Origin of the sequence: Actinoplanes oryzae, from assembly GCF_030757795.1 — a bacterium.
GTDB lineage: Bacteria > Actinomycetota > Actinomycetes > Mycobacteriales > Micromonosporaceae > Actinoplanes.
Genome location: NZ_JAUQWH010000021.1, coordinates 1 through 22,535, shown reverse-complemented (window position 1 = coordinate 22,535; position 22,535 = coordinate 1). Strand labels below are relative to the sequence as shown.

Here is a 22,535-nt window from a genome sequence, read left to right as displayed (position 1 = left end):
GCAGGAGCACGCATCGGGGCCAAGGTTAGCCCCGACCCCCGACAAGCCGCGTCGACCCTGTGGACAAACACGAGGCCCCGCTCCCCGCGGCAGCGGGGAGCGGGGCCAGGGGACGAAAGAGGCTCAGCCCGTGCCGGCCTTGTAGCCCACCCCGCGCACGGTCAGGATGATCTCCGGCCGCTCCGGATCCGGCTCGATCTTGGCCCGCAGCCGCTGCACGTGCACGTTGACCAGCCGCGTGTCGGCCGCGTGCCGATAGCCCCAGACCTGCTCCAGCAGCACCTCGCGGGTGAAGACCTGGCGCGGCTTGCGGGCGAGCGCGACCAGCAGGTCGAACTCCAGCGGCGTCAGCTTGACCTCCTCGCCGTCGCGCGACACGGTGTGCGCCGGGACGTCGATGGTGATCTGGTTGCCGGGCGGGCCGATGGTCAGCATCTCCGGGGCGGCGTCCTCGCCCCGGCGCAGGCGGGCACGCATGCGCGCCACCAGCTCCTTGGGCTTGAAGGGCTTCACCACGTAGTCGTCGGCCCCGGACTCCAGGCCGAGCACCACGTCGACCGTGTCGCTCTTGGCGGTCAGCATGACGATCGGGATGCCGGACTCGGCGCGGATGGCCCGGGCCACGTCGATGCCGCTCATCCCGGGCAGCATCAGGTCGAGCAGGACTATGTCGGGCCTGTTCTCCCGGAACGCGGCGAGCGCCCGCTCACCGTCGGCGACGAACGAGGGCAGGAAGCCCTCGCTGCGCAGGACGATGCCGAGCATCTCGGCCAGCGCGGGGTCGTCGTCGACGACGAGTACGCGGGCTCTCATGCGATCCAATATTGCACTGTCCCCTTCCGGCCCGTGTGACCGCCCGTCGATCACCATCGCGACGGGCCTGCCGATCATGGCGTGGCGGGCCCGGAAAAGCCAGAGAGTGAGGGGGACGATGCGGACGGCGGCGCCGCCCGCACCGGCGTCACGGAGCCGTCAGCGGTCGAACTCCCCGGCGCGCACGCCGGCGATGAACTCCTGCCAGCCCGCACGCCCGAACTCGAGCACCGGACCCGAGACGTCCTTGCTGTCCCGTACGAAGATCGCGGCCGCGGCCGAAGCGATCTCCACACAGTGCCCGGCGGCCCCGCTGCGAGAGCTCTTCCGCCAGGTCAGAGTGGGCTGCTGCAATGTAATACCTTCCACGGAATGAATAGTCCGTGGAGATAACGTCCGGTGGGCCCGATCAGCCGAGACGTTCCACTGATCGGGCGATGAAACTGCGTGTTTCGGACAAATCAAGGGCGCGCGACCGGACATCGTCGAACGCATCGCGGTAGACCTGCACATCCCTGCCACGGGTACGCAGCTGCCCGCCGACCAGATCCTCGGTGTGCACCAGCGGCGGCCGGTCGTCGAAGTCGAAGATCACGAAGGCGTCGGTCAGCGCGGCGTGCGACCCCGCGCGAAAGGGAAGCACGCGGACCTCCACCCGGGGGCGCTGGCTCGCGTCGTACAGCCGCTGCAGCTGGCGCCTGAGCACGCCGGCGCCGCCGACCTCGCGCCGCAGCACGGCCTCGTCCAGCACCACACAGAGCTCGGGCGCGGGGTCGCGGGTCAGCACACTCTGGCGCGCCATGCGCAGGGCGGTGCGCTGCTGCAGCACCTCCGGATCGCGGACGTCGGCACCCACCTGGATGATCGCGTGCGCGTACTCGTCGGTCTGCAGGAGGCCCGGCACGAGCTGCGGCTCCCACTCGCACATCCGCATGGCTTCGGCCTCGAATGCCACGTACTCGTCATAAGGCTCGGCCACGGAGGAACGGTAGGGCGCCCACCATCCCCGGGCCCGGCCGCGACGCGCCAGCTCCCGGAGCGGGGCACGCTCCCCCTGGGGTACGCCCAACAGGTCGAGCAGCCGCTCGAGGTCGGCGTCGCTGATGCCGGTGCGGGCCGTCTCGATCCGGGACAGCTTCGACTCCGACCACCGGAGCTCGGCCGCCACCCGGGAGCCCCGGCGCTCCCCGCGCAGGCGGCGCAGCTCCTCTCCGAGTTCCCGACGGGCAGCCATGGATGTCGATCGCGCCACGCGACCACCGTACCGGCGACTCTGTGCAACTTGCAGACCACGATCTGCACTTGCAGATCCGCCCTGACCATGTGCTAATGGGATAGGAGGTACGACTTGGTGCGGGTCGCCGGGCGGGAGACCAGGCACCACCTGCGCTTCGCCTGCGGGGGCGGGGCGCGGATGTCGGAAAGCGAACCGGATGGCGGCAACCACCGGTTCGCTTTTCCATGTCACGGGCGGAACGCCTGGCCACACCCGCTTCCGGCGACGACCCGGGCGCCACTGGGCGACAGACGCGAAAAGTCCCGGGAAAGCGAACGAGGCGACAGGCCCGAAGACCCGCCGCCCCGTTCATCCCCCCGGTTTGGTACCGCGCGCGTCGTGGGACCCCCCGATCACCAGTGACGCTGCGTGGTTATAGATTCACACTCCGCACAGCCCATGTCAAGCAAATCCGGAAAAGTCGGAAAAGTCAGTTTGCCGGGGCCGCCACGAACAGCTCGCCCACGCCCGCCGCCGTCGCCGCCCCGGTCGCCGCGGGGATGTACGCCGCAGTCCCCGGAGTCAGCTCCACCGGCGTCCCGTCGACGGCCTCCGCCACGAACGTGTCCCCCGCGACGCCCAGCACGATCCGCGGCCCGTCGACAGGCAGGCGCTGCGGCGGCGTGGCCGGGGTCAGCGTCATCCGGTACAGCGCGAACTCCCGTACGGGAACCCGCCACGTCACCACCCCGGGAGACACCTCGGTCGCCGGCAGGATCGGCTCCTCGAGCACCTCGAAGCGGAGCACGCGCAGCAACTCGTCCACGTCCACGCGCTTCGGCGTCAGCCCCCCGCGCAGCACGTTGTCGCTCGCGGCCATGATCTCGACGCCCGTACCGCTGAGGTAGGCGTGGAGGTTTCCCGCCGGCATCCAGATCGCCTGGCCCGGCTCCAGCCGGACGAGGTTGAGCAGCAGCGCGACCAGCACGCCCGGGTCCGCCGGATAGCTCTCCGCGAGCCGGGCGACCAGCGGCGCGCCCGCGGCCTCGGCGATCAGGGCGGCGCGGTCGTCCGCCGGCCATTCGAGCAGCGTGCGCACCGCGAAGGCGAGCCCGTCGACGCCCTTGCGCAGCGCATCGACGACCGGGCCGAGGCGGTCGATGCCCAGGGTGGCGAGCTCGTCGGCCGCCGCGTGCGGGTCCCGGAAGCCGCACAGCGCCTCGAAGGGCGTCAGCGCCACGAGCATCTCCGGCTTGTGGAACGCGTCGGTGTAGTTCCTGGGCGCCGCCGGGTCGGCCTCCTGCGCGGCGAAGGCACGCTTCGCGTACTCGGCGTCCGGGTGCGCCTGCAGCGAGAGCGGGGCTCCGGCTGCCAGGACCTTCATGAGGTACGGCAACCGCGTCCCGAACTCGGCGGCCACCTCGGCACCGAGCTGCCCCGCGGGGTCCTGCTCGATCAACGTGTTCAGGGTCACCGGGCCCGCGTCGCCCGGGACCGTGGACGGGTCACCGGGATGCGCGCCCAGCCACAGCTCGGCCTCGGGCTCCTCGGTCGGGGCCGGGCGACCCTGCAGCTCGGCCAGGGCGGTGCGTGAGCCCCACGCGTACGGGCGGATCACGCCGGTCAGCGGAAGAACAGCAGCCACGGGGCCGCCTCCTTAAACGTCTGGACATGGAAGGACCCGCGAGCACGTGACTCGCGGGTCCCGGAAGTGCGTCAGTGCGCCGGTTCGGCAGCGGCCTCTTCCTTCGCGGCGGCGGCCAGCTGCGGACTGTAGATGTCCGGCTCGAGGTAGATCACGCGGGCGATCGGCAGGGCCGCCCGGATGCGCTGCTCGGTCTCGTTGATGTGCCGGGCGACCTCTTCGGCGCTCTCCGTCGGCGGGACCGCGATCTTCGCCGCGACGAGCAGCTCCTCGGGGCCGAGGTAGAGCGTCTTCATGTGGATGACCCGCTCGACGCCCGGGCCGGCCGTGATGGCCTTCTGCAGCTTGGTGATGTCCTCCGGATTGGCGCCCTCGCCGAGCAGCAGGCTCTTGGTCTCGATGGCCAGCACGGCCGCGATGACCACGAGCAGCGCGCCGATGAAGAGCGTGCCGATGCCGTCCCAGATGCCGTTGCCGGTGATCAGCGTCAGGCCCACACCGAAGAGCGCGAAGACCAGGCCGGTCAGCGCACCGGCGTCCTCCAGGAGCACCACGGGCAGCTCGGGCGCCTTGGCCCGGCGCACGTAGTCGACCCAGCCGATCTTGCCGCGGGTGTGGTTGGACTCCTTGATCGCCGTCCGGAAGGAATAGCCCTCCAGGCCGATGGAAACCACCAGCACCGCGACGGGCACCCACTGCCAGCTCTCGATCGGCTCGGGGTGCTGGATCTTGTGCCAGCCCTCGTAGAGCGCGAAGAGGCCACCCACGCTGAACAGCACGATCGCGACGATGAACGCGTAGATGTAGCGCTCCCGCCCGTACCCGAAGGGGTGCTCGCGGGTGGGCCTGCGCCGGGAGCGCTTGCCGCCCAGCAGCAGCAGGCCCTGGTTGCCGGAGTCGGCGACCGAGTGGATCGACTCGGCCAGCATGGACGAGCTGCCGGTGAGCAGGAACGCGATGAACTTGGTGAGGGCGATGCCGAGGTTCGCGGACAGCGCCGCGATGATCGCCTTGGTGCCGCCTTCAGCACTCACTGCAGGGTCTCCGGCATGGGATTGCTCAGTTCCTTCATCTCGTTGATGGCGGGCACGGCCATGGGGTCGAGGCCGTGCGCGAGGGCCAGGTAGATCGACGCGAAGTCGGGCACCGCGGTGAGCGACGCGAGCCGCTCCAGCGCGGATCCGCCCTCGGCGGTGAGCACGTCGCAGCGCACGCCGCGGCGCTCGGCGAGGACCTGGACGGCCTCCGCCCGGCGCTCCTCGACGGCGACCGGCTCGTCCGCGTCGTCCTCCGGGTTGAGACCGCCGTCGCGGAACACGACGAGGCGCAGCCGGGTGGTGGCCTCCTCGTCCTCCGGGTCGGCGAAGATGTCGCGGGACGTCTCGGCCAGGCCGCCGAACGGGCCGTCGAGCAGGCCGACGCGGCCGCGGCCGGCCTCGCCCAGCGCACCGGCCATCACCGGGTAGCGGGCGTTGGCGGCGAGCGTGTCGGCGAAGCGCCGGGCCGCGACCGTGGCCAGCGGCGACGAGCCCCACACGATCGGGACCGAGCCCGCGATGTCGAGGGCGAGCGACTTGGCCGGGTTGACGAACGACTCGGCGGCCGGGCGGCAGCGCTCGGCGTCGGCGTCCAGGCGGGTGGCGGTCTCGGCGAAGTCGGCCTCGTTGACCTTCACCAGGCCGAGCGCGCGACCGGCGAGTAGCACCGGGACGGCCAGGCCCCACAGGGTGGCCCGGGCCGGCGCCCGCCGGGGCACCGGGATGAACGGCGCCCGGGCCCGCTCGGCCATCGACTGCAGCTCGGAGTCGGGGCGGCCGATGGCCACGAGCCGGGCCCCGCGCCGGGTGGCGGCGTCCGCGGCGGCGAGCGCCTCGGGGCTGCGGCCGGACGCGGACACGGCGATCACCACGTCGGCGGCACCCACCCAGCCGGGGATGCCCGCGCTGCGGTGCCCGATCACGGGAACCGGGCAGCGGGGGCCCGCGACCGTGGACAGGATGTTGCCGGTGAGCCCGGCGGTGCCGATGCCGGCGACCACGACCGCACGGGGGCGGCCCTCGTCGGCCAGGCTCGTCAGGTCGGCCTCGGCGGCCAGCGACGCAGCCTCGCGTACCTGGGCACCGGCGGACGCCGTGGCGCGCAGCATGCCGCCCGGGTCGTTCGCCAGCATCTCCTTCTCGTCGGCGAGCAGGGACTCGTCGGCGACGCGGCGCCCGCTGAGGCCCGCCGTCCCGTCGTCGGGGCTTGCCATGTCAGGCCACCTCACTGTGCGTGCCAGGGCCGGTGCCGGGCCGGGCCTCGTCCAGCAGCAGCACCGGGATGTCGTCGCGCACCTCGAAGACCCGGCCGCACTCGGTGCAGGTCAGGGTCTGCTCACCGGCGTCGTACCCGAGCGGGGCGTGATGGGTGTCCGGGCATGCCAGGATGTCCAGCAACTGCGGGTCGAGGGCCACCTGGGCTCCTTCGCGGTACGGATCTGTGGGGATTGACTTCCCCAGGAACCAGGTGATCCTAACCGCGTACGAGAGACAGCACCTCGTCGCGCAGCGCCGCCATCCGGTCGGGCTTCGGCGCCTCGACGTTGAGCCGCAGCAGCGGCTCGGTGTTCGAGGCGCGCAGGTTGAACCAGGAGCCGTCGCCCAGCTTCACGGTCATGCCGTCGAGGTGGTCGAACTCCGCGTCCGGGAACGCGGCCCTGACCTCTGCGATCTTGGCGGCGGCGTCCGGGACGGTGGAGTTGATCTCACCCGAGGCGCTGTACCGCTCGTACTCGGCGGCGAAGGCCGACAGCGGCTCGCCCTGCCCGCCCAGCGCGGCCAGCACGTGCATCGCGGCGAGCATGCCGGTGTCGGCGAACCAGAAGTCGCGGAAGTAGTAGTGCGCCGAGTGCTCGCCGCCGAAGATCGCGTTGGTCCGGGCCATCTCGGCCTTGATGAACGAGTGCCCCACCCGGCTGCGGATCGGCTCGCCGCCGCTCTCGGCGATGATCTCCGGCACGGCCGCCGAGGTGATCAGGTTGTGGATCACCGCCGCACCCGGGGCCTTCGCCAGCTCCCGCTTGGCCACCAGCGCCGTGATCGCGGACGGGGAGACGGGGTCGCCGTTCTCGTCGACCACGAAGCACCGGTCGGCGTCGCCGTCGAAGGCCAGCCCGATGTCGGCGCCGTGCTCGCGGACGGCCGCCTGCAGGTCGACGAGGTTGGCCGGGTCGAGCGGGTTCGCCTCGTGGTTGGGGAAGGAGCCGTCCAGCTCGAAGTACATCGGGACGATCTCCAGCGGCAGCGCCGGGAGCAGCTGGTCGCCGAGCACGGCCGGCACGGTGTAGCCGCCCATGCCGTTGCCGGCGTCCACGACGACCTTGAGCGGGCGGATGCCCGAGAGGTCGACCAGCGAGCGCAGGTGCTCGGCGTAGCCACCGAGCAGGCTGATGTGCTCCACGTTCGGCGGCATGTCGGCGATGGCGTCCAGGTCGCCCAGCAGCTGCTCGGCCCGGGTGCGGACGATGACGAGCCCGCTGTCCTGGCCGACCGGCTTCGCGCCCGCGCGGCAGAGCTTGATCCCGTTGTACTGCGCCGGGTTGTGGCTGGCGGTGAACATGGCGCCGGGCAGCTGCAGCACGCCGGAGGCGTAGTAGAGCTGGTCGGTCGAGGCCAGCCCGATGTGGGTGACCGCGGCACCGGCGGCGTTGGCGCCACGGGCGAACGCAGCGGCGAGACCCGGGCCGCTCTCGCGCATGTCGTGGGCGATGACGATCTTCTCCGCGGTGTCGCCGGTCTCCCGGAGCATCTCCACGAAGGCGACACCCAGGGCCCGCGCCACGGTCTCGTTCAGCTGGTCGGGCACGACGCCCCGCACGTCATACGCCTTCACGAGCTGGGACAGGTCAGTCAACGCATGCTCCTCGGCCGAGTTTCCGTCCCGCAGAGACTAACGGAGCGTCAGCAGACAGAAGGCGTCAAACCGATGCCACCACCGTCTCGGTGCGGTTACAGAAGACCGTCACGGCACGCACGATCGGCCAAGCGTGTCGTTTCAGGCAATCGGTACCGAGGGGCGAGCCGCAGCGTCAGGTCGCACGCCGCGTCAAGATCCGTCCGGTGGCCGGCGGAGACGAACACCGGCTTCACCCCGTCCTGCGTCCGCAGCACCGACCCGACGACCTCACCCCGTCCACCAGGTCCGACCTCGCGCCGCGGGCCGGGCCCGGCGGCTCCCAGGTGCCGATCAAGGGCGTCTTCCCCACCCCGTACGCGGGCAGCCCGCTGAGCACCCCGAGATGGCACGCCAGCCCGAACCGTCGCGGGTGGGCGAGCCCGTGCCCGTCGCAGACCAGCACGTCGGGCCGCACGGTGAGCCGGTCGAGCGCCTCGAGCAGCGCCGGGATCTCCCGAAAGGCGAACAGCCCCGGCACGTACGGAAAAGCCGCCGTCCCCCGCACCACGACACTGTCCCTGACCGTCAGGTCCGCCGCGTCGAGCACCACGACGGCAGCCGCCAGCCGCTCGCCGTCCTCGTGATAGGCCACATCGAGCCCGGCCACCGTGGCGACCCGCCCGGGACCCGCGCCGCGCACGAACCGCCCCCGCAGCCTGTCCTGCTCCGCGAGCGCCTCGTCCTCGGTCCGCGGCCACCCGGCCGGAGGCACCGTCCGTGGCCACCCGGGCCGCGTCGACGTCCCAGGCCGGCCGGGCGCGACGGCGGGTTCGTCAGCCGCACCCGTGGTGAAAGGCATCGTCAGAGCTCCACTCCCGTCAGCACCATCACACGCGGCTCCGTGTAGTCCTCCATCGCGCTGGCCACGCCCTCGCGCCCCACACCGCTGCCCTTCTGCCCGCCGTACGGCATCTGGTCGGCCCGGTAGCTCGGCACGTCGCCCACGATCACGCCGCCGACCTCCAGCTGCCGGTGGGCGGCGAACGCCGTCTGCACGTTGTGGGTGAAGACGCCGGCCTGCAACCCGTACGCCGAGTTGTTGATCGCTGCGAAGCCGGCCTCGTCGCTCGGCACCTCGGAGACCACGAGCACGGGCCCGAACACCTCCTCGGTGGTCACCTTGGCGCCGGCGGGCACTCCGGACAGGACCGTGGGCGGATAGGTGGCGCCGTCGCGCTTGCCGCCGGCGAGGACCGTGGCCCCGGCCGCGACCGCCTCCTCGACCCACGACTCGACCCGCTTGGCGGCCTCCTCGCTGATCATCGGGCCGACGTCGACGCCCGGATCCGTGGGGTCGCCCGTGCGCAGAGCCTCGACCGCCCGGACCAGCCGCTCCTGAAGGTCGAGACCCGCGTGGACGAAGACGCGCTGGACCGCGATGCAGCTCTGACCGGCCTGATAGTTGCTGAAGGTCGCGATGCGGGTCGCGGCCCAGTCGAGATCCCGCTCGCTGCCGTAGTCGCCACAGACCAGCACCGCCGCATTGCCACCGAGCTCGAGCGTCACGTGCTTGTCGGGCGCCGCGCGCCGGATCTGAGCCCCGACCGGCCCCGAGCCGGTGAAGGACACGATGGGCAGACGCGGATCGGTGACCAGGGCCTCGGCGCGCTCGTTGGGCACCGGCAGGACGGAGAAGATGCCCTCCGGCAGGCCGGTCTCCGCGAGGATCGACCCGAGCAGCAGGGCGGTCAGCGGGGTGGCCGGGGCGGGCTTGAGCACGATCGGCGCCCCCACGGCGAGCGCCGGGGCGACCTTGTGGGCGACCAGGTTGAGCGGGAAGTTGAAGGGCGCGATGCCCAGCACCGGCCCGCGCGGCACCCGCTTGACCACGGCGATGCGGCCCGTGCCGCCCGGGTCGGTGTCGAGCCGCTGCAGGCTGCCGGAGAAGCGCCGCGCCTCCTCCGCCGCCCACCGGAAGACCGACACCGCGCGGTCGGCCTCGATCAGCGCCCACTTGAGCGGCTTGCCGTTCTCCGCCGTGATCAGCTCGGCGATCTCCTGCCTGCGCTCGGCGATGCGGCGGGAGACGTGGTCGAGCGCCGCCGCCCGGACGTGGGCGGGCAGCGCGGCAGCCTCCGCGGCGACGGCGGCCGCCGCGGCCACCGCGGTCTCGACCTGCGCCTCGGTCGCCCACGTCGTGCGCCCGACGGTGCGTCCGTCGAACGGGTGCGTCACCAGCACCTCGTCGTCACCGTTGGCCGGGGTGCCGGCCACATAGAAAGCTGTCACGGATTCACCCTATGCCTGCCGGGGTCCGCCGCGCCCCGGCTGAGCACAGCCTGTGGATAACTCGCCGACTGTTGTCTGAGGGCGTGATCCGCGTCACGATGAGGCGTCTGGGAGGTGCCCCATGTCCAACCCCTGGCTCGCCCTCGACCTCGGCTCCGACCCCGCGGAGCGGATCGGGCAGATCGGCCGCGCGTACGAGCGGTTCCTGGCGAGCGGGTCGCCTCTCGAGGGGCCGGAGGAGGACGATCGGGGCTTGCCGGCGCTCCCACCCCGGGGCGGGACCCCACCCGGGGCGGGGCATCCCACCCAGGGCGGGTTTCCTCCCACCCAGGGTGGGAGGCGGGTGGCGCGCAGCGGGACGGGCGGCGTGCGAGCCGTGGTCGTCGATTCCTGGCGCCGCTCGGCCGGCGCGGCGATGAATCCCGACGGCACGGCGCCGATCGAGCTCACCGATGATCAGCTGGAGGACTATCGGACCCGGCATCCCCTGGCGGGGGTGCTGCCGATCTTCCGGGATCTGCTGGGCGGGCTCGCCGACGACGGGGCGCATCTCATGGCGGTCTGCGACGCTCACGGGCGGCTGCTCTGGGTGGAGGGGGCCGCGGCCGTGCGGAAGGGCGCCGAGGCGATGAACTTCGTGCCCGGGGCGCGCTGGGACGAGGCGCATGCCGGGACGAACGCCCCCGGGACGGCGCTGGCGCTGGATCACTCGGTGCAGATCTTCGCGACGGAGCACTTCAGTCGCGGGGTGCAGCGGTGGACCTGCGCGGCGGCGCCCATTCACGATCCGGCGAGCGGGCGGCTGCTCGGGGCGATCGACGTGACGGGCGGCGATCATCTGGCGCATCCGCACAGCCTGGCGCTGGTACGGGCGACCGCGCTGGCCGCCGAGGCGTACCTCGGGGCGCATCGGCCACCCGGCGCGCCCGCGGTGGCGATGCTCGGGCATGACGAGGCGCTGTTCGACGGGCGGCGGCTGGGGCGGCGGCATTCCGAGCTGCTGTGCCTGCTGCTGGCCCACCCCGACGGGCGTACGGGGGAGCAATTAGCCCTTGATCTTTATGCCGACGACCTGAATCCGGTCACGATCCGGGCGGAGCTGTCCCGGCTGCGGCGGATTCTGGGGACCGGCCTGCTGGACTCGCGGCCCTACCGGATCCGGCAACGACTGGATGCCGACTTCCTGACGGTGACGCGGCTGCTGGATGAGGGGCGCGTGGCGGAGGCGCTCGACGCGTACGCCGGGCCGTTGCTGCCGTCCTCGGACGCGCCCGGGGTGGCCAGGCTGCGCGACCTGATCGACGCCCGGCTGCGCACCGCGGTTCTGGCGGACGGGACGCTGCACCTGCTGCGGACCTGGGTCGACTCGCCGTGGGGCGCGGACGACCTGCAGATGTGGGAGGCCTATCAGTCGGCGCTGCCACCGGGCTCACCGGTGCGCCGGATCACCGGTCGGAAGGTCGCCCGCCTCGCCGGCGAGTACGGGCTTGCAACGTCTGTGCAACGTCCGCGTAACTAGCGTCCGGCGGCATGACGGTTTATTCGCCCCCGGAAGACTATGCGAGCCGGTACGACCACTGGATCGGCGGCGAGTACGTCCCGCCCGCCAAGGGTCAGTACTTCGAGAACCCGTCCCCCGTCACGGGACAGCCCTTCTGCGAGATCGCCCGCGGCACCGCCGACGACGTCGAGCGCGCGCTGGACGCCGCGCACGGGGCGGCGCCCGGCTGGGCCCGTACCTCCGTCGCGGAGCGGGCGAACATCCTCAACAAGATCGCCGACCGCATGGAGGCGAACCTCGAGCGGCTGGCCGTCGCCGAGACCTGGGAGAACGGCAAGCCCGTCCGCGAGACGCTGGCCGCCGACCTGCCACTGGCCATCGACCACTTCCGCTACTTCGCCGGCGCCGTGCGGGCCCAGGAGGGCAGCCTCGGCGAGCTCGACGACGACACCGTCGCCTATCACTTCCACGAGCCGCTGGGCGTGGTCGGGCAGATCATCCCGTGGAACTTCCCGATCCTCATGGCGGTCTGGAAGCTCGCCCCGGCGCTGGCCGCGGGCAACGCGGTGGTGCTCAAGCCGGCCGAGCAGACCCCGGCGTCGATCCACTATCTGATGTCGATCATCGGCGACCTGCTGCCGCCGGGCGTGGTCAACATCGTCAACGGCTTCGGCGTGGAGGCCGGCAAGCCGCTGGCGTCGTCGAAGCGGGTGGCGAAGGTCGCCTTCACCGGCGAGACCACCACCGGGCGGCTGATCATGCAGTACGCCTCCGAGAACATCATCCCGGTCACCCTGGAACTCGGCGGCAAGAGCCCGAACCTGTTCTTCGACGACATCAGCACGCAGCAGGACGACTTCTTCGACAAGGCGCTCGAGGGCTTCGCGATGTTCGCGCTCAACCAGGGCGAGGTGTGCACCTGCCCGTCGCGCGCGCTGATCCAGCAGGGCCACTACTCGGACTTCCTGGCCGCGGGCGTCAAGCGGGTCGAGAACCTCAAGCAGGGCAACCCGCTCGACACGGACACGCAGGTCGGCGCGCAGTCCTCCAACGACCAGCTCGAGAAGATCCTCTCCTACATCGACATCGGCAAGCAGGAGGGTGCCAAGGTCCTCGTCGGCGGCGAGCGCGTCGAGCTGAACGGCGGCTGGTACGTGCAGCCGACCGTCTTCGAGGGCACCAACAGCATGCGGATCTTCCAGGAGGAGATCTTCGGGCCGGTCGTCTCGGTGACGTCGTTCACCGACTTCGCCGACGCGATCAAAATCGCCAACGACACCCTGTACGGCCTCGGCGCCGGGGTCTGGACCCGCGACCTCAACCAGGCCTACCGCGCGGGTCGCGAGATCCAGGCCGGGCGGGTGTGGACGAACTGCTACCACCAGTACCCGGCGCACGCCGCGTTCGGTGGTTACAAGCAGTCGGGCATCGGGCGCGAGAACCACAAGATGATGCTCGACCACTACCAGCAGACCAAGAACCTGCTGGTCAGCTACTCCCCCAAGGCAGTCGGACTCTTCTGATGGGAGCCCGCGTGGATGTGACTCCCGCGGCGGCGGAACTGCTCCGGTCGCTGCGGGGGCAGCACGGGCCGCTGATGTTCCACCAGTCCGGCGGCTGCTGCGACGGGAGCGCTCCGATGTGCTACCTGGAGGGCGAGTTCCGTACGGGCTCCAGCGACGTCCTCCTCGAGGAGTTGCGCATCGACGGCGTCGCCGAGCCCATCTCGTTCTGGATGAGTTCCGCGCAGTACGAGACGTGGAAGCACACCCACCTCACGGTCGACGTCGTGCCGGGGCGCGGCAGCGGCTTCAGCCTGGAAGCGCCGGAGGGGGTGCGCTTCCTCATCAGGAGCCGGATGCTGTGAACCCGATCGCACAGCGGAAGTGGTTCATCAGCTCATAACTGCCATCGCTCTTCCGGTACGGGCGGGCAGCCGCGACGACCTCGGGGGCGAGGTCCGGCTGCTCGCCCAGCAGGATGCCCCGGACCAGCGCGTCCTCGTCGGGCACCCGCCACGGCACGGCGACCAGTCCCGCCGTCACCCCGATCAGCCCGCCGTCGGTGAGCAGTTCCGTCAGCCCGCCCTCGCGACGCAGGTCACCGTCCGGAGCGGACTCGCCGTCGTTGAGGGCCCGCTCGATCGCGTCGAGGTCGTTGCGCGCCGCCTCCGCCCAGTTCGCCACGGCGACGCGCCCGCCCGGCTCGGTGACGCGCACCATCTCCGCGAGCGCGGCGTCCGTGTCGTCGGCGAACTGCAGCGCGTTGAAGGCGGTGACCAGGCCGAACGTTCCATCGGGCCACGGCAGGTGCTCGGCCGCGGCCACGACCGCCTCCTGCGCTCGCTGCCGGGCCAGCTCCACCAGCTCCGGTACGACGTCAGCGCCGGACGTACGAAGGCCGGCGCGCCGGGCGTACGCCAGGAAGTGTCCTGCCCCGCACCCCACATCCAGGACCCTGTCGCCCTGCGTCGCGCGTTGGAGCACTACCCGCCAGACGGGCTCGGGCACGTCACCCCACAGCTCCGCCCAGTCACTGTCGGTCACCTGATCACCCTGCCATTTCGATGGATGTGCATCCAGAGGGGCCGAACGGACCATTCACCGTGCCACATGGGGCAACCGCTGAACTGCTGAACCCCGCGCGCCCGTGCTCCCGGGCGACACCCGAGTCTTGTTGTTAGGAGTACCGCTCATGCGGACCAGCCTCCGTACCGCCATGCTGGGAACGGCCGCAGTCGCCGTCGTCGGCGCGCTCACCGCTGTGACGTTCAACGCCAATGCCGCCGAGACGTCCGCGCGTCCCCGGCCGGTCGCCAGCAGCGTCGCACCCTCGGCCAGCACTCCCCCGTCGATCAACCCGCCGGCCGGCCTCCGCCGGATCGGCACCTACCAGGTCCTCACCGGCACCCAGACCTACACCTGCGCCAGCGGCTCCTTCGCCGGCGCGTCGGTCCCCGAGGCCCAGCTCGTCGGCACGGGCGGCCGCCTGCACCACTTCAAGGGCCCGAGCTGGCAGTCCACCCGCGACCAGTCGCTGGTCACGGCCACCAAGGTCGCCGAGAAGCCGCGTACGGGCACCATCGCCGAGCTGCTCCTCCAGGTCGCCACGCACGAGGGCCCGGCCAACGGCGTCCTCGCGAAGGCGCAGTACATCCAGCGCCTCAACACGTCGGGCGGCGTGGCCCCGACCCGCGCCTGCACCGACGGCGAGACCGCCGCGGTCCGCTACGGCGCCACGTACGTCTTCTGGGGCTGACCCTCCGGCTTTTGCGGGGAGATCGGCGCTCGCCGGTCTCCCCTTCCGCCGTCCTCGAGCCCGTGCCGCGGATCTCCCCGATGTGTGCCACCCCTTCGGGGACTCGCCCTGGGCGCGCCGGCGGGCGACCATATTCCTTTCCGTTCGGGCGAAAGGCCGGACGGAGGGACTTCTCCGTTCGAGCAAGCGGATGAGCGGAGTGGACGACGATGCGTGGCGCGAAGCTGTATGTGATCGGACTTGCCCTGGCCGGACTGGCCGGCTGCGGAACGGCACTGGCAGCCGAGAACGCGCCGACCTGGGTCGTGGCCCGCCCCGTCACCACGCCGGCCACGTCCGCCTCCACTCCGGAGTCGCCGTCGGCCACCGCTGACGAGGAGCCGCCGACGTCGGCCACCGCCCCGGCGACGCCCAGCTCGGCGCCCGTGTCGGACACCTCCCCGGCCCCGGCTTCCTCTGCACCCGACTCCGCGTCCGCGTCCGCCTCCGTCTCCCCAGCCGGTCCCGCCGAGGGCGCTGTCGCCCAGGGGCATCACGGCGGCCCGGCGAACAGTCTCATGGTCACCGGCACCGAGGGCGTGGCGCTCACCTTCGACGACGGCCCCGACCCGGCGACGACGCCCGAACTACTCGACCTGCTCGCCGAGCACCAGGTGAAGGCGACCTTCTGCCTGGTGGGTGAGAACGTCGAGGCCTTCCCTGATCTCGTACGCCGGATCGCCGCCGAGGGCCACACCCTGTGCAACCACACGTGGGACCACAGCCTCACGCTCGGCACGAAGAAGCCCGCCGTCATCCGCGCCGACCTCGAGAAGACCAACGCCGCCATCCGGGCAGCCGTCCCGGGCGCCGAGATCAAGTACATGCGGGCGCCCGGCGGCAACTTCACCCCGAACTTCGTCAAGGTCGCCAACGAACTCGGCATGATCGGCGCCTACTGGCAGGTCGACACCCGCGACTGGGACCACTCCGGCGGCGAGTCCGACTCCGCCCACGTGGCGAACGTCATCAAGGCCGTCAAGCACCAGACCACCAACGGCGCCATCATCCTGTCCCACGACTACGCCCAGCCCGACACAATCGCGGCCTACCGCAAACTCCTCCCCTGGCTCAAGACCCGCTACACCCTGATCCCCCTCCCCTGACCCCACCGCCCCAGCGCCAACCTCACCCCGCAGCCGCCACTCCACAACCCACACGGCCGGGCACCGACCGGCCTCGGCCCGGCCACGCTGGTGAGCACTCCCGACGCGCGACTCGCGTGTCACCCCGTCGCCACTCCCGCCCCCGCACTGCGCCCGGCGATGGTTTGGGCACACAAAATCCGCGAAGCGCTCTTCTTCGCGGATTTTGGGTGTCCAAACCATCGTCTTCAGGGGCGCAGTGCCCGCCGAGCCGGAGGCGAGGCCATTAGTTCGGCGGGATGACCCTGAGGTGGCCGCGGCGGCCGGTCTGGTGGCCGGGGAGGTTGTCGTGTTCCTCGGGGCGCGGGGGCGGCGCGGGGCGGGCGGCCTCGCGGACGGCGTCGGCCAGGGCCACCAGGTCGTCGGTGGTGGGCGGCGGCGGGGCGAAGTCGCCGTCGTGGCGGACCAGTTCCCAGCCTCGGGGGGCGGTGAGGCTGCGGGCGTGGGGTTCGCAGAGGTCGTACGTGTGCGGCTCGGCGAAGGCGGCCAGCGGGCCCACCACGGCCGTCGAGTCGCTGTAGACGTAGGTCAGGGTGGCGACCGCCTGTCGGGGACAGCCGTTCCGGGAGCAGCGCCGTGGGGACCTCACGGCGGCACGTTATCTCCAACCGCGCTCGCGTGGGGCCGATGCAGCCGCGACACGCCGAGCCACCATGCATCACGATTTTGCGTTGACGGCTCGACACGCCGCCCCAATGGGACGAATCACCTGGAAGCGCCGCAGCCGCGCCGAAACGGCCGACCTCGGTCGGGTCACCACGGCGGCTTCGACCGGACCGTCGCGGCGGGCACGGGTGGGCAACCGCGGCGACCCGGGCGGGCCAGCGCGGCGGCGTCGGGTGGGTCAGCGCGGCGGCGTCGGGTGGGCCGGCGCGGCGGCGTCGGGTGGGCCGGCGCGGCGGCGTCGGGTGGGTCGTCGGCGAGGGGCGGCGGGGCGAGGTTGTTGCCCCGACGAAACGCGGGCGTCACAGCCTGACCGCAACGGAGCGTCCCGGCGGGCTAGGCTGGCGGCGTGACAACCAGCCCCGACCGCCGCCGGACCGGATCAGACCCGGGCCGAGCCGGACGTGCCGCCGGACCGGGTCGTCCCGCCCGCCGCGATCGGCACGGGCGCGGACTCCGGGGCCGGCTCGTGCCCGCCACCGTGCCGCTCGCTCGCACCAAGGCGGAGATCTTCGACGACCTCGTGCTCGACACGGTCGAGAGCCTCGAGCGCCGCTATGCCAAGGAGCTGGCCGGCGTCGAGTTCGCGGTCGAGGACGTGCCGCCGGAGCTCAACGTCTACGACTCCGACGTGCTCGAGGACGGCGAGGTCCCCCTCGCCCGGCTGCTCCCCGGCCGCCCCGGCCGCCAGGAGCTGCCGCCGCGGATCGTGCTCTACCGCCGCCCGCTCGAGTTCCGGGCGATGGACCGCGAGGACCTGGCCGACCTCGTCCACGACGTCATCATCGAGCAGGTCGCCAACCTGCTCGGCGTGGATCCCGACGAGCTGTCATGACCGCCACCCGACGAGCCGAAGCAACCGACCCCGCCAAGCTGCCATGACCACCGCCAGACAAGCCGAAGCAACCAGCCCCGGCAAGCAGCCATGACCACCGCCCGACGCGCCGAAACAACCAGCCCCGGCAAGCCGACGTGATCGCCACCCGACGAGCCGAGGCAACCGGCCCCGGCAAGCCGACGTGAGACGCGGGCCGGCCGGCATGACCGTCGCGGCCGGCCGGGACCGCGGCGGGCGGGCCGGCGTCAGGATCCACGCCCCGAGTGAGCATGGTGATCCGGGCCTGATCGGGCGGCGTGGTCGCCGGTTCGATCAGGCATGATGCAGTGCTGACAAGCGCAGAGTCGACGGGCTCCCGCGACGCGGCCCCCCGGCATCGTCACGAGAGCGGGAGCCGCCGGGTCAGGCCACCCGGCGCTTGAGCTTGCGGCGTTCCCGTTCGGACAGTCCGCCCCAGATGCCGAAGCGCTCGTCGTGGCCGAGCGCGTACTCCAGGCACTCCGCCTTCACGTCGCACCGGCCGCAGATCCGCTTCGCCTCGCGGGTCGATCCGCCCTTCTCCGGGAAGAAAGCCTCCGGATCGGTCTGCGAACACAGCGCCCGCTCCTGCCACTCGGGCGCGTCCCCCAGCAGGTCGACCCCTTCAACCTGAGCTTCCATCGGCGTGCCTCCTTCTCCGCGCCGGCAGCGATGCCGGCACTGACCCCCCACGCACGCGGCGTGTTTCTTGCGGGAAAAGCACGGTTCGCGACGCCGCTTTCCCGCAACCCCACCAAAATTACACGCGTGTAAGACGTGCGTCGTCAAGCCGAACCTGATAAATAGGCCCGTTTCCACGAGGCTTCATCGTCCCCTCGCGGTCCCGTTCCTGTCGTATCTCTCGGAGCAGCCACCAGGTAACGCACAGTCGGCGCGTCACGTCCAAATTACCCCGTTTTGTAACCCGCTGACCGACGCTGCATGATCACTTGAGGTTGCTCACAGTACACGTTTTGACGCACAACGTGACACTCGGGCGAGTGACTCCTCCCCCATTCGGTCAGCCGCCCCGGCGTCCGGCCCCGCGGGTCCGGAAATAGACAGCGATGCGCGCGGAAAAACCCCCGGAAAGCGCCCGCCCGACAAAATCCGGAAACCCGGACGGGCGAAATCCGTGTGATCAGGCCCGCCCGGCCGCGGCGCCTGTTACCCCGCCACGGCCGGCCTCAAACCACCGATCCGGCGGAATTTCGGCTCAGCGCCGCCCGTACACCGTGGTGCGCTCGGCAGCGGGCCGCCCCGCCCGCGCCGCCAGCGCCCGCAGCTCGGCGACCGTGCGCGCCGAACCGTGCTCCGAGCCCGCCATCCGCGAGATCGTCTCCTCCATCAGCGTGCCGCCGAGGTCGTTGCAGCCGCCGTTCAGCATCGCGATCGTGCCCTCGTCGCCCAGCTTCACCCAGGAGCACTGGATGTTGCCGATGCGGCCGTGCAGCAGGACCCGGGCCATCGCGTGCACGGCCCTGTTCTCCCGCCAGCTGGGGCCGGCCTTGGCGATGCCGGCCAGATAGATCGGGGCGTTGGTGTGGATGAACGGCAACGCCACGAACTCAGTGAAGCCGCCCGTCACGTCCTGGACCCCGGCCAGCACCCGGAAGTGGCCCAGCCACTGCCGCGGGTGGTCGACGTGGCCGTACATCATCGTGGAACTCGACCGGATGCCCACCTGGTGCGCGGTGGTGACCACGTCGACCCAGGCGGCGGCGGGCAGCTTGCCCTTGGTGAGGACCCAGCGCACGTCGTCGTCGAGGATCTCGGCGGCCGTCCCCGGGATCGTGTCGAGGCCGGCCTCGCGCAGCTCGGTCAGCCAGTCGCGCACGGAGACGCCGGCCTTGGCCGCCCCGGTCACGATCTCCATGGGCGAGAAGGCGTGGACGTGCATCCCGGGCACGCGCTGCTTGATGGCGCGGACCATCTCGGCGTACGCGGTGATCGGCAGTTTGGGGTCGATGCCGCCCTGCATGCAGACCTCGGTCGCGCCGTCCGCCCAGGCCTGCTCGGCGCGGTCCGCGACCTGCTCGATGGAGAGCCTGTACGCGTCGGCGTCCTTCTCCCGCTGCGCGAACGCACAGAACCGGCACCCGACGTAGCAGACGTTGGAGAAGTTGATGTTGCGGTTGACCACGTAGGTGATGTCGTCGCCGTTGACCTCCTTGCGCAGGTCGTCGGCGATGCGGGCGAGCTCGTCGAGCGCCGAGCCGTCCGCGTGGAACAGGGCCATCGCCTTGTCCTCGTGCTCCGGCAGCAGCAGGTCGGCGGGGCTCTGCGCGGCCAGCCGGAGGCCGGCGAGCACGTCCGAGTCGGTGCGCTCGAAGGTGCCGGCCGACACCTGCGACGCCACCGAGGACCAGTCGCCGTAGACGGAGTCGAAGTCGCCCCGGCGGTCGCTGGTGCGCCCGTCGGTGTCGATCGTCGCGAAGAGGTCGGTGCGGCCCCCCGCGTACGCGTCGTCGGGCTCCTGCCACGGCCGCCCGACCGGCATCGCGGCCTCGTTCGCCAGCCCCGTGGCCGGGTCGGCGAGCGCTGCCACGTGGGTGGCCAGGCGCGGGTCGAGCCAGCCCTCGCCGCGGCGCACGTACTCCGGGTAGATCGTCAGGCGCTCGCGCAGCTCGAAGCCGGAGCGGGCGGACATCTCCCGCAGCTGCTCGATCTGCGGCCACGGGCGCTCGGGGTTGACGTGGTCGGGGGTGACCGGCGACACGCCACCCCAGTCGTCGATGCCGGCGCGCAGGAACAGGTCGTACTCGCTGTCGATGAGGTTGGGCGGCGCCTGGATCCGCGCGCGCGGGCCCATGAGCACCCGGGCCACCGCGATCGTCGCCGCCAGCTCGTGCAGCTCGGCATCGGGCATGCCGCGCATCGCCGTGTCGGGCTTGGCGCGGAAATTCTGGATGATGACTTCCTGGATGTGGCCGTAGTCCCGTGAGGCACGGCGCATCGCGAAGATCGCGTCGGCGCGCTCGCCGCGGGTCTCGCCGATGCCGATGAGGATGCCGGTGGTGAACGGCACGTTGGTGCGGCCGGCGTCCTCGAGCACGCGCAGCCGGACGGCCGGCTCCTTGTCGGGCGAGGCGTAGTGCGGCATGCCGGGCTCGGACCACAGCCGGGTCGCCGTGGTCTCCAGCATCATGCCCATGCTCGGCGCGACCGGCTTGAGCCGCTGCAGCTCGGCCCAGCTCATGACGCCGGGGTTGAGGTGCGGCAGCAGGCCGGTCTCCTCCAGCACCGCGATGGCGCACGCACGGACATAGTCGAGGGTCGAGTCGTAGCCCCGCTCGTCGAGCCACTGCCGCGCGGCCGGCCAGCGCTCCTCCGGGCGGTCGCCGAGCGTGAAGAGGGCCTCCTTGCAGCCCTGCGCGGCGCCCTCGCGGGCGATGGCCAGCACCTCGTCGCGCTCCAGGAACGCCGCCGGCAACCGGTGCGGCACGGTCGCGAAGGTGCAGTAATGACAGCGGTCGCGGCACAGCCTGGTGAGCGGGATGAAGACCTTTTTCGAGTACGTGACCACGCCCGGCCGCCCCGCCTCGCGCAACCCGGCGTCGCGGATGCCCCCGGCGACACCGAGCAACTCGTCGAGCTGCTCGCCACGGGCCGCCAGGAGGGCGGCGGCCTCCTGCACGTCGATAGCCTTGCCGTCGGCCGCCCGCTTCAGCGCACGACGGATCTCGGCCTCGGTCGGGGAAATCTCCTGTCCTGCCACCCGTGCAGCGTAGGCCGGATCGGGGCCGGCTTCGGGGTAAGCATCGGCCGACAGTGGGCATCGACACGCCGGGAGTGCACGCCATGGACACAGCCGCGCTGGAAGTGGTCGTTCTGCTCGGCACGGCTGTGTGGGGGCTCACACTTCTGGCCCGGCGGCTTCGGGTGCCGCCGCCGATCGTGCTGCTGCTCGGGGGCGTACCCCTGGCGTTCGTCCCCGCCCTCGACGGCGTGCACCTCGAACCGGCGCTCGTGCTCTTCGTCTTCCTGCCCGCCCTGCTCTACGCCGAGTCGCTCGACGCCTCGCTCAACGAGATCCGCGCCAACCTGCGCGTGGTCATCCTCAGCGCCGTCGGGCTCGTGATCGCCACCGCCGCGGCCGTCGCCTGGATCGGCCACGCCATCGGCCTGAGCTGGCCGGTCGCGTGGGTCCTGGGCGCCGTGCTGGCCCCGACCGACGCCACCGCCGTCGCCGCCGTGGCCGGCCGCATGCCCCGGCGCCAGCTGACCATCCTCCGGGCCGAGAGCCTCATCAACGACGGCACGGCCCTGGTCGTCCTCGCCATCGCCGTGGAGGTCGCGACCGGCCACGACGGCGTCGGTGCGGGTGGCATCGCCCTCGACTTCCTCATCTCGTACGGCGGGGGCGTCGCCGTCGGCCTGGCCACCGGCTGGCTCAACGTGCGCGCCCGGGGCTGGATTCACGACACCCTGCTCAGCAACACGGTGAGCGTCCTCACGCCGTTCGTGGCGTTCCTGGCGGCCGAGGAGATCCACGCCTCCGGAGTGCTCGGCGCCGTGGTCGCCGGCCTCTACGTGAGCCAGGCCGGATCGCTGATCATCACCGCCCAGGACCGCGTGCGCGCCCGCCAGTTCTGGCAGCTGACCTCGTTCCTGCTCAACGGGACGCTCTTCGTCCTGGTGGGGCTGGAGCTGCGGACGGCGGTGAGCGACCTCACGTCCTACCCGATCGGCACGGCGATTCTCGACACCCTCCTGGTCGCCGCCGCGGTCATCGGGACCCGGCTGGTGTGGAGCAACAGCACGCCGTACGTGGTCCGCGCCCTCGACCGGCGCCCCCAGCAGCGCGCCCGTCGCGTCCCCTTCCGGCACCGGCAACCGGGGGCGTGGTCGGGCTTCCGGGGCGCGGTGTCCCTGGCCGCCGCCCTGTCGATCCCGTCCGAGGTGCCGGGGCGCGACCTGATCATCATCGTGACGTTCGGGGTCATCGCGATCACGCTGCTGCTGCAGGGTCTGACGCTGCCGGCCGTGCTGCGCTGGGCGAAGCTGCCACCGGACACGTCGGAGGACGAGTACGCGTACACCGAGCGGCGCGCGATCGACCTCGCCCTCGAGCTGCTGCCGCGGGAGGCGGCACGGTTGCGGGTGGACGACGAGATCGCCGACCTGGTACGCGCGGAGCTGCGCGAGAGCCGCGCCGAGCTGGACGGGCCGGACACCGACCACGTCATCCCGGACGAGCAGCAGATCGCCGACGAGGGCCTGGGGATGGACGGCCG

Annotated in this window: 20 protein-coding genes and 1 pseudogene; 7 read left to right on the top strand and 14 right to left on the bottom strand. The window is 71.8% G+C overall.

Annotated elements, in window-relative coordinates:
• Positions 1-123: 123 nt before the first annotated feature.
• The 10 genes and pseudogenes from mtrA to RBH18_RS10060 form a co-directional block, all read right to left on the bottom strand.
• Positions 124-813 carry an MtrAB system response regulator MtrA gene (gene mtrA / locus RBH18_RS10105; protein ID WP_014688036.1) on the bottom strand — a complete coding sequence of 230 codons (690 nt, stop codon included), beginning with the start codon at positions 811-813 and terminating at the stop codon, positions 124-126.
• Positions 814-972: 159 nt separating this feature from the next.
• Positions 973-1,167: a DUF397 domain-containing protein gene (locus tag RBH18_RS10100; RefSeq protein ID WP_306206115.1), complete on the bottom strand. Its 195-nt coding sequence runs from the start codon at positions 1,165-1,167 to the stop codon at positions 973-975.
• Positions 1,168-1,222: 55 nt separating this feature from the next.
• Entirely contained in the window at positions 1,223-2,065 is an 843-nt protein-coding gene (locus RBH18_RS10095; protein ID WP_306206113.1) for a helix-turn-helix domain-containing protein, read from the bottom strand.
• Between the two features lie 454 nt (positions 2,066-2,519).
• Complete coding sequence (gene manA / locus RBH18_RS10090; protein WP_306206111.1) at positions 2,520-3,674, bottom strand: mannose-6-phosphate isomerase, class I; 1,155 nt, start codon at positions 3,672-3,674, stop codon at positions 2,520-2,522.
• A gap of 71 nt (positions 3,675-3,745) precedes the next feature.
• Positions 3,746-4,708, bottom strand: coding sequence for a cation diffusion facilitator family transporter (locus RBH18_RS10085; protein ID WP_306206108.1), 963 nt, complete (start codon positions 4,706-4,708; stop codon positions 3,746-3,748).
• A complete protein-coding gene (locus RBH18_RS10080; RefSeq protein WP_306206105.1) occupies positions 4,705-5,925 on the bottom strand; it encodes an SIS domain-containing protein in 1,221 nt (406 codons plus the stop codon). Before RBH18_RS10080 ends, RBH18_RS10085 begins: the two co-directional genes overlap by 4 nt.
• A 1-nt stretch (position 5,926) precedes the next feature.
• A complete protein-coding gene (locus RBH18_RS10075) occupies positions 5,927-6,127 on the bottom strand; it encodes a Trm112 family protein (RefSeq protein ID WP_305789565.1) in 201 nt (66 codons plus the stop codon).
• A 58-nt stretch (positions 6,128-6,185) separates the two neighbouring features.
• Complete coding sequence (locus RBH18_RS10070; protein WP_306206102.1) at positions 6,186-7,565, bottom strand: phosphomannomutase/phosphoglucomutase; 1,380 nt, start codon at positions 7,563-7,565, stop codon at positions 6,186-6,188.
• A gap of 95 nt (positions 7,566-7,660) precedes the next feature.
• Positions 7,661-8,214 (bottom strand): annotated as a pseudogene (locus RBH18_RS10065) (endonuclease V).
• A 194-nt stretch (positions 8,215-8,408) separates the two neighbouring features.
• Positions 8,409-9,836, bottom strand: coding sequence for an aldehyde dehydrogenase family protein (locus RBH18_RS10060; RefSeq protein WP_306206100.1), 1,428 nt, complete (start codon positions 9,834-9,836; stop codon positions 8,409-8,411).
• 121 nt (positions 9,837-9,957) lie between these two features.
• On the opposite strand from RBH18_RS10060, the gene RBH18_RS10055 reads away from it, so the two are divergent.
• Genes RBH18_RS10055 through RBH18_RS10045 form a run of 3 tightly spaced genes read left to right on the top strand, consistent with a single transcriptional unit; the run spans position 9,958 to position 13,204 of the window.
• Positions 9,958-11,355, top strand: coding sequence for a GAF domain-containing protein (locus RBH18_RS10055; RefSeq protein ID WP_306206098.1), 1,398 nt, complete (start codon positions 9,958-9,960; stop codon positions 11,353-11,355).
• 11 nt (positions 11,356-11,366) lie between these two features.
• Positions 11,367-12,860 (top strand): acetaldehyde dehydrogenase ExaC, encoded by a 1,494-nt coding sequence (exaC, locus tag RBH18_RS10050; RefSeq protein WP_306206096.1) that lies wholly within the window; start codon positions 11,367-11,369, stop codon positions 12,858-12,860.
• On the top strand, positions 12,860-13,204 hold the full coding sequence (locus RBH18_RS10045) for a DUF779 domain-containing protein (RefSeq protein WP_306206095.1): 345 nt from the start codon (positions 12,860-12,862) through the stop codon (positions 13,202-13,204). The genes exaC and RBH18_RS10045 overlap by 1 nt, the downstream gene beginning before the upstream one ends.
• Here the strand turns inward: RBH18_RS10045 and RBH18_RS10040 are convergent.
• Positions 13,185-13,883, bottom strand: coding sequence for a class I SAM-dependent methyltransferase (locus RBH18_RS10040; RefSeq protein ID WP_306206092.1), 699 nt, complete (start codon positions 13,881-13,883; stop codon positions 13,185-13,187). The two genes, RBH18_RS10045 and RBH18_RS10040, sit on opposite strands and share 20 nt — an antisense overlap.
• Before the next feature lie 148 nt (positions 13,884-14,031).
• Between RBH18_RS10040 and RBH18_RS10035 the strand changes: the two genes are divergently transcribed.
• Together RBH18_RS10035 and RBH18_RS10030 are read left to right on the top strand one after the other, a co-directional pair.
• On the top strand, positions 14,032-14,595 hold the full coding sequence (locus tag RBH18_RS10035) for a DUF3455 domain-containing protein (RefSeq protein WP_306206090.1): 564 nt from the start codon (positions 14,032-14,034) through the stop codon (positions 14,593-14,595).
• 209 nt (positions 14,596-14,804) lie between these two features.
• Positions 14,805-15,740: a polysaccharide deacetylase family protein gene (locus RBH18_RS10030; protein WP_306206088.1), complete on the top strand. Its 936-nt coding sequence runs from the start codon at positions 14,805-14,807 to the stop codon at positions 15,738-15,740.
• Between the two features lie 265 nt (positions 15,741-16,005).
• Here the strand turns inward: RBH18_RS10030 and RBH18_RS10025 are convergent, their stop codons facing one another.
• Positions 16,006-16,368 (bottom strand): DUF3499 domain-containing protein, encoded by a 363-nt coding sequence (locus RBH18_RS10025; protein WP_306206086.1) that lies wholly within the window; start codon positions 16,366-16,368, stop codon positions 16,006-16,008.
• A 423-nt stretch (positions 16,369-16,791) separates the two neighbouring features.
• On the opposite strand from RBH18_RS10025, the gene RBH18_RS10020 reads away from it, so the two are divergent.
• Positions 16,792-17,277, top strand: a complete 486-nt coding sequence (locus RBH18_RS10020; protein WP_372338894.1) for a metallopeptidase family protein — start codon at positions 16,792-16,794, stop codon at positions 17,275-17,277.
• 405 nt (positions 17,278-17,682) lie between these two features.
• Here the strand turns inward: RBH18_RS10020 and RBH18_RS10015 are convergent, their stop codons facing one another.
• A complete protein-coding gene (locus RBH18_RS10015) occupies positions 17,683-17,940 on the bottom strand; it encodes a WhiB family transcriptional regulator (RefSeq protein WP_015619224.1) in 258 nt (85 codons plus the stop codon).
• A 574-nt stretch (positions 17,941-18,514) separates the two neighbouring features.
• Positions 18,515-21,016: a bifunctional FO biosynthesis protein CofGH gene (locus tag RBH18_RS10010; protein ID WP_306206066.1), complete on the bottom strand. Its 2,502-nt coding sequence runs from the start codon at positions 21,014-21,016 to the stop codon at positions 18,515-18,517.
• A gap of 83 nt (positions 21,017-21,099) precedes the next feature.
• Here RBH18_RS10010 and RBH18_RS10005 point away from each other — a divergent pair.
• Positions 21,100-22,535 (top strand): Na+/H+ antiporter (locus RBH18_RS10005; RefSeq protein WP_306206064.1); only part of this gene is annotated, 1,436 nt, incomplete at its 3' end.

Bases quoted from the DNA above. Each gene is read 5' to 3' on its own strand.
- mtrA (WP_014688036.1), bottom strand. From the start codon at position 813: ATGAGAGCCCGCGTACTCGTCGTCGACGACGACCCCGCGCTGGCCGAG.
- exaC (WP_306206096.1), top strand. From the start codon at position 11,367: ATGACGGTTTATTCGCCCCCGGAAGACTATGCGAGCCGGTACGACCAC.
- RBH18_RS10055 (WP_306206098.1), top strand. From the start codon at position 9,958: ATGTCCAACCCCTGGCTCGCCCTCGACCTCGGCTCCGACCCCGCGGAG.
- RBH18_RS10035 (WP_306206090.1), top strand. From the start codon at position 14,032: ATGCGGACCAGCCTCCGTACCGCCATGCTGGGAACGGCCGCAGTCGCC.
- RBH18_RS10030 (WP_306206088.1), top strand. From the start codon at position 14,805: ATGCGTGGCGCGAAGCTGTATGTGATCGGACTTGCCCTGGCCGGACTG.
- RBH18_RS10015 (WP_015619224.1), bottom strand. From the start codon at position 17,940: ATGGAAGCTCAGGTTGAAGGGGTCGACCTGCTGGGGGACGCGCCCGAG.
- RBH18_RS10080 (WP_306206105.1), bottom strand. From the start codon at position 5,925: ATGGCAAGCCCCGACGACGGGACGGCGGGCCTCAGCGGGCGCCGCGTC.
- RBH18_RS10045 (WP_306206095.1), top strand. From the start codon at position 12,860: ATGGGAGCCCGCGTGGATGTGACTCCCGCGGCGGCGGAACTGCTCCGG.